This window comes from Rathayibacter rubneri (assembly GCF_023743255.1).
In the GTDB taxonomy this organism is placed as follows: Bacteria; Actinomycetota; Actinomycetes; order Actinomycetales; family Microbacteriaceae; genus Rathayibacter; species Rathayibacter rubneri.
Map to the genome: position 1 here is coordinate 1 of NZ_JAMRYM010000141.1, position 6,275 is coordinate 6,275.

The window sequence follows — 6,275 nt, forward strand, 5'->3', positions numbered from 1 at the left end:
CCTCCGCCGCCCGCCGCCGCCGCAACACGCTGCGCACCGCGGTCGGGGCCGTCGGGGTCGTGCTCGCCGCCACCGCGGTCGTCCTGCCCCAGCTGCTCCCGCTCCCCGAGGCGACCCGCGCCGCGGAGGGCGTCTCCGTCACCCCCGTCGCCGCCGACAGCGCTCTCGTCTGCGGGGGAGACCTCCTCGACGCGACCGACCCGGAGGAGCTCCGCGCCCTCGAGGGCTCGCGCTCGGCCGTCTGGCCGGACGGCGTCGCGACCGACTCCGCCGTCCTGGACGAGCCGGACGTGGCCGCGCCGGGCAGCGGGATCCCGCGCCTGGTCGTGCCCGCCGGTGCCGACCCGACTCCGGGAGGCGCGACGACGCAGTCGATCGCGACCGAGACCGTCTCCGGTCTGAGCGCGCTGGGGTGCGCCGAGCCCTCGGCCGACAGCTGGATCGTCGGCGGCTCGACGGACGTCGGCTCGACCTCCGTCCTCGTCCTCGCGAATGCGAGCGAGGTGGCCGCCACCGTCGATCTCTCGCTGTACGGCGAGAACGGGCCGATCGCCGCCACCGGGTCGACGGGCATCGTCGTGCCGCCCGGGACCGTCCGAGCGCTGCCCCTCGCGGGCCTCGCGCCCGACGTCGTCCAGCCGGTCGTGCGGATGACCGCCCGCGGCGGCGAGATCGCGGCGAGCCTCCAGAGCACCGCCATCGCCGGCCTCACCCCCGTGGGCGTCGAGACGACCGCTCCGTCGGCGGCCCCGTCGACCCTGACCGTCGTCTCCGGCTACCGGATCTCGACCCCTCCCGCCGAGACGTCCAGCGACGACGGCACGGGCGGAGCGGGCAGCCCCGTGCTGAGGATCCTGGCGCCCGGCGAGGCCGACAGCACCGTCTCGATCGAGGTCGCGAACGAGGACCCGAGCGGCGCGGGGACGTCGACCCAGGTCGTCGTGCCGGCCGGCCGGGTCGGCGAGGTCCCGCTGCCGGGACTCGCCGAGGGCTCCTACCGCATCACGCTCACCTCCGACGAGCCCGTCGTCGCGGCGGGCCGGACGACGTCGACCGGCTCGGCCGGCACCGACTACGCCTGGTTCGCCTCCGGCACGTCGACCTCGACGCCGTTCGGCGTGGCGAGCACCGGCGAGCCCGGGGCCCGGCTGCACCTCGCGAACGGCAGCGACACGACCGCCTCCGTGGTGCTCGACTCCGCCTCGGGCTCGCGCACCGTCGAGATCGGCCCCTTCGCCTCCGCGACCGTCGACCCCGGCGCCGACTCGCTCGTCGTCACGAGCGACCAGCCGGTGCAGGCTTCGGTGTCGATCGCGAGCGACGGGCGCATCGCGGCCTACCCGATCGTCCCGCCCGGTCCGCTCTCGTCGCCGATCACGGTCTACTCGCACTGAGCGGCGGCGCCCCGGGCGTCAGAGGTGGCGGAAGCGGTCCGGGGAGATGTCCCACGGGTCGCGGCCGAGGAGCTCGGCGACCGCGCGGAACACGTGGCTCTCGATGAGCATCCGCTCGTGGAACTCGTCGCGACGGTGCAGCTTGGCGAGGCGCTGGATCGGTACCCGGTAGAGCGTGATGCGGCGCTCGGCGTGGTCCACCCGCCAGCGGGCGATGCCCGTGGCCCGCAGTCGCGCAGGATCGACGTCCGGAGTCGCCGCGACGTCGACGCGGATGCCCGCGAGGTCCTCCGGCCACGCGCCGCGGAGGTAGTCGATGGCGGATCCGACCGTCATCTCGAAGAAGTCGGTGCGGGTCTGCAGCAGGGGCAGATGGGGTCCGGTGACGGGGCCGCGGATGCCGCGGCCGTGCCTGTCCCTCGAGCCGCCCCGCACCGATGCCGCCTGACGAGCGGTGGAGCGACGAGCACGGGGCATGCCCCCAGCCTATTGCTACTGTGGGCGCGATGACCGGACGGCAGTGCTCGCGGACCGGCTGCCGGGCTCCGGCCGCCGTCACCCTGACCTACGACTACCGCGACTCGGTCGTCGCCGTCGGGCCGTTGAGCCCCGCGCCCGACCCGCACGGCTACGACCTCTGCGAGGCGCACGACGCCCGGCTCTCGGTGCCGCAGGGCTGGACGACGATCCGCTACCGGGAGCCGTCGGCCGAGGACTGACCCGAGCGGTCGGGGAATCCGCGCGGCGCGCCGGCCAGGACCGGCGCGAGCCGGTCGAGGCGGTCGGCCGCGAGCCGCAGGGCGCGCTCCTCGCGCACCCGGCGCAGGGCCGAGACGGCCAGGAGGAAGTCCTCCGCCGGTGCGGCGGGCACCGGCGACACCCGGGCCGAGACCTCGAGCGCGAGCGACGCGGCCAGCTGCGATCGGGAGGGCTCGGTCATCCCGGTGCGGTTGCGCAGGAACTGCGCGAGGCGGCGGGCCAGCGCGTCCGGGAGCCGTGCGACATCGGCGGTGGCCGCCCAGCCGAGCAGCGGCTCCGGCACCTCGGCGCGCAGCGCCACGACCGACGGGACGCGCTCGAGCTGGCTGTGCGTCCCGGCGAGCACGTCGCCGAGCCGCCGGGAGCGGCGGGACAGGAGTCCGACGACCGCGGCGAGTCCGCCGGCCGTCATCACGATCTCGAGGACCGCGGTCATCCCGCGCACCAGCGCGTGCCGGAAGGAGATCGCTCCGCCGTCGTCCCGCACGATCCGGGCTCCGACCGCGAGCTTCCCGAGGGAGCGACCGCGCGTCGCCGTCTCGACGGCGACCGGGACGAGCACGAGGGAGGTGACGAGAGCGGCGAGGCCGACGGCCGCCGCGGCGGACGGGTCGAGGCCGTCCCCTCCGGCGAGGACGGAGACCAGGTAGAACAGCGCGAGGGCCAGGAGGATCTCGGCGACGAGATCGATGACCGCCCCGCAGGCCCGGAGGACGAAGGAGGTCACGGGGACCTCGAGGGCGATCGCCTCGCCCGTGATCAGACCGTCGTCCTCGCCCCCGTCCAGCCGATCGATGCCCATGGCTATCATCTAAACAGATGGACATCGACGCTCTCTCGGCCGCGCGCGACGCGCAGTGGCGCCGCCTGGACGAGCTCTCGCGCAAGCGCCGGCTCACCGGCGACGAGGCGGACGAGCTCGTCGAGCGCTACCAGTCCGCCTCCGCCGATCTGGCCGCGATCGCCTCGACGGCGGGATCGACCGCCGTCGGCGCCCGGCTCGCCGTCTCGCTGTCGCGGGCGCGCGGTCGGCTCACCGGCACGGGGGAGGAGCCGCTCGCGGCGATCGCGCGGTTCGCCGTCGTGACGCTCCCCGCAGCGCTGCACCGCCTCCGCTGGCTCACGCTCGCCGTCGCCCTGGCCACCGCGCTCGTCGCGACGCTCTTCGCGGTGTGGATCCTGGGCGACGCCCGCCTGCTCGCCTCGCTCGGCGACGACGAGCAGCTGCGGCGCTTCGCCCAGGAGGACTTCGTCGACTACTACTCCGAGAACCCGGCGGCGTCCTTCGCCGGCCAGGTCTGGACCAACAACGCCTGGATCGCGGCGCAGTGCGTCGCCTTCGGCATCGTCGGCGTCTACGTGCCGTACATCCTGCTGCAGAACGCGCAGAACCTCGGCACCTCGATCGCCGTGATGTTCCACTACGGCGAGGGCGACACGTTCTTCCTCTACATCGCCCCGCACGGCCAGCTGGAGCTGACGGCCGTGTTCGTGGCCGCTGCGGCGGGGCTGCGGATCTTCTGGGCCTGGATCGCGCCGGGAGCGCGCACCCGGGGCCAGGCGCTCGCGGAGGACGCGCGGAGCCTGTTCACCGTGGCGATCGGGCTCGTGTTCGTGCTGTTCGTCGCCGGGATCATCGAGGGCTTCGTCACGCCGGCGCCCTGGCCCTGGTTCGTGAAGATCGGCATCGGGTCGGCGGCGCTGCTCGCATTCCTCGCCTACATGATCGTGCTCGGCGGCCGGGCCGCCCGGGCCGGGGAGACCGGCGACCTCGACCGGTTCGCGCGGGGCTCCCGCAGCATCGCCGACGCCTGATCAGAGCCGGCCGGCCGCCTTGAGGGCGATGTAGCGGTCGGCGAGGGCCGGCGGCAGCTTCTCGGGGGTCCCGAGGACGACGTCGCCGCCGAGCCGGCGCACGGCCGCCGCCAGCCGGTCCGCGTCGCCGAGCGAGCGCTCCGCGGCGGCCGCGGTGTAGACGGCGGCGCGATCGCTGCGGTCGGCGGCCATCTCGACGAGCTCGGGATCCAGGGCGCACGCCACGACGACCGTGTGCGTGCGGGTGAGCTGGGGGAGCACCGCCAGGAGCCCCTCTGCGGCGCCGACCGAGTCGAGGGCCGTGAGCAGGACGACCAGGGAGCGCTGCGGGACGAGGGCGCGCACCTGCGCGGGCACGGCCGACCAGTCGGTCTCGACGAGCTGCGGCTGCACCGGGGCCAGGGCGTCGACGACCCGGCCGAGGACCTCGCTCCCGGAGGCGCTGTGGACGCGGGCGCGCCGGGCGCGGTCGAAGGCGAGCACGTCGATCCGGTCGCCCGCGCTCGCGGCGAGCGCCGAGAGCAGCAGGGCCGCCTCGATCGCCGTGTCCAGGCGGGGCTCGTCGGCGATGCGGGCGGCGGAGGTGCGGCCGGTGTCGAGGACGACGACCACGCGTCGGTCCCGCTCCGGGCGCCAGGTGCGCACGACGGGCTCCCGGCGCCTCGCCGTCGCCCGCCAGTCGAGCGAGCGCACGTCGTCGCCGCGGACGTACTCCCGGAGGCTGTCGAACTCGGTGCCCTGACCTCGGATCATGACGCTCGTGCGGCCCTCCAGCTCGCGCAGACGGGCGAGCCGGGAGGGCAGATGCCGGCGGGAGCGGAACGGCGGGAGCACCCGCACGGTCGCGGGCGCCGACCGCGTCGCCTGCCGTCCGGCGAGCCCCAGGGGCCCGTCCGACCGGATCGTCACGTGGAGGGCGTGCCGCTCGCCGCGTCGGCGCGGCTCCAGCACCGTCCTGACCGCTCTGCGCTCTCCGGATGCGAGGTCCAGCGGCGAGCGGGTGCGCACCGCCCCCGCCGACGGCTCCCACGCGTCGCGGACGACTCCGCGGAGGCGGCGGCGCCCGGTGCTGGTGATCAGCAGCTCCGCCTCCGCGCGCTCGCCGAGACGGACGCGATCGGGCACGACGCGCTCGAGGCGGACGGCGCGCGGCGAACCGGCGACCGCCAGGTCGACGCCGACGAGGACGGCCCAGACGAGCAGCCAGAGCGCGAGCACGGCGAAGGCGACCGGCGCCCGCCCGCCGAGCAGGACGACGGGGACGAGGCCGACGAGGAGGACGAGGACGGAGCGTCCGGAGAGGTGCACGGGTCAGACCGGGACGCGGACCTGCTGCAGGACGCCGCCGAGGACGGCCTCCGTCCGGACGCCCTCGAGCTCCGCCTCGGGCTGGAGCTGGAGTCGATGGCGGAGGACGGGCAGGACCATCGCCTGGACGTGGTCAGGAGTGATCGAGCCGTAGCCGTTCAGCCAGGCCCACGCCCGCGAGGCGGCCAGCAGGGCCGTCGCGCCGCGGGGACTCGCGCCGAGCTTCACGCTCGGGCTCTCGCGGGTGGCGCGGGCGATGTCGACGATGTAGCCGAGGACGTCGGCTCCGGCTCCGACGCGGCGGACGGAGTCCTGAGCGGCGCGGAGCCGGCCCGCGTCGAGGACCGGGTGCACCCCGGCGGCCCGGAGGTCGCGCGGGTCGAAGCCGGCGGCGTGGCGCGACAGCACCTCGACCTCGACGTCGCGCGGCGGGATCTCGAGCACGAGCTTGAGGAGGAAGCGGTCCAGCTGCGCCTCCGGCAGCGCGTAGGTGCCCTCGTACTCCACCGGGTTCTGCGTGGCGGCCACGAGGAACGGATCCGGGAGGGCGAGGGTGCGCCCGTCGACGCTGACCTGCCGCTCCTCCATCGCCTCGAGCAGCGCGGCCTGGGTCTTGGGCGGGGTGCGGTTGATCTCGTCCGCGAGCAGCAGGTTCGTGAAGACCGGTCCCTCCCGGAACGAGAAGCCCGAGGTGGACGCGTCGTAGACGAGCGAGCCGGTGATGTCGCCGGGCATGAGGTCCGGGGTGAACTGCACGCGGCGGGTGTCGAGCCCGAGCGAGAGCGACAGGGCGCGCACGAGGAGCGTCTTGGCGACTCCGGGGACGCCCTCGAGCAGGACGTGCCCGCCGGCGAGGAGGGCGATGAGGAGGCCGGAGACCGCGCCGTCCTGTCCGACGACGGCTCGGCCGACCTCGGTGCGGACCCGGTCGAGCTCTGCGCGCAGCCCGTCCTCGGCGATCGGGGGGAGGGGGGAGTCGGTCATCGGAGGGGGCCTTCC

At 75.4% G+C, this 6,275-nt stretch carries 7 protein-coding genes; 3 read left to right on the forward strand and 4 right to left on the reverse strand.

What is annotated here, in order from left to right; genetic code table 11:
* On the forward strand, window positions 1–1,394 hold a 1,394-nt coding region (locus tag NB037_RS18140), incomplete at its 5' end, for a DUF5719 family protein (RefSeq protein WP_251948278.1).
* 18 nt (window positions 1,395–1,412) lie between these two features.
* Here NB037_RS18140 and NB037_RS18145 read toward each other — a convergent pair.
* On the reverse strand, window positions 1,413–1,871 hold the full coding sequence (locus NB037_RS18145) for a metallopeptidase family protein (protein WP_251948280.1): 459 nt from the start codon (window positions 1,869–1,871) through the stop codon (window positions 1,413–1,415).
* 29 nt (window positions 1,872–1,900) lie between these two features.
* Here NB037_RS18145 and NB037_RS18150 point away from each other — a divergent pair, with 29 nt between their 5' ends.
* Entirely contained in the window at window positions 1,901–2,113 is a 213-nt protein-coding gene (locus tag NB037_RS18150) for a DUF3499 family protein (protein WP_251948282.1), read from the forward strand.
* On the opposite strand, the gene NB037_RS18155 is transcribed toward NB037_RS18150, so the two are convergent.
* Window positions 2,086–2,955 (reverse strand): RDD family protein, encoded by an 870-nt coding sequence (locus NB037_RS18155; protein WP_251948284.1) that lies wholly within the window; start codon window positions 2,953–2,955, stop codon window positions 2,086–2,088. The genes NB037_RS18150 and NB037_RS18155 overlap by 28 nt on opposite strands.
* A gap of 17 nt (window positions 2,956–2,972) precedes the next feature.
* Between NB037_RS18155 and NB037_RS18160 the strand changes: the two genes are divergently transcribed.
* Window positions 2,973–3,968: a stage II sporulation protein M gene (locus NB037_RS18160; RefSeq protein ID WP_251948286.1), complete on the forward strand. Its 996-nt coding sequence runs from the start codon at window positions 2,973–2,975 to the stop codon at window positions 3,966–3,968.
* Here the strand turns inward: NB037_RS18160 and NB037_RS18165 are convergent, their stop codons facing one another.
* Both NB037_RS18165 and NB037_RS18170 read right to left on the reverse strand, forming a co-directional pair.
* Window positions 3,969–5,276 (reverse strand): DUF58 domain-containing protein, encoded by a 1,308-nt coding sequence (locus tag NB037_RS18165; RefSeq protein WP_251948288.1) that lies wholly within the window; start codon window positions 5,274–5,276, stop codon window positions 3,969–3,971.
* A 3-nt stretch (window positions 5,277–5,279) separates the two neighbouring features.
* Window positions 5,280–6,260: an AAA family ATPase gene (locus tag NB037_RS18170; RefSeq protein ID WP_251948290.1), complete on the reverse strand. Its 981-nt coding sequence runs from the start codon at window positions 6,258–6,260 to the stop codon at window positions 5,280–5,282.
* Window positions 6,261–6,275 lie beyond the last annotated feature (15 nt).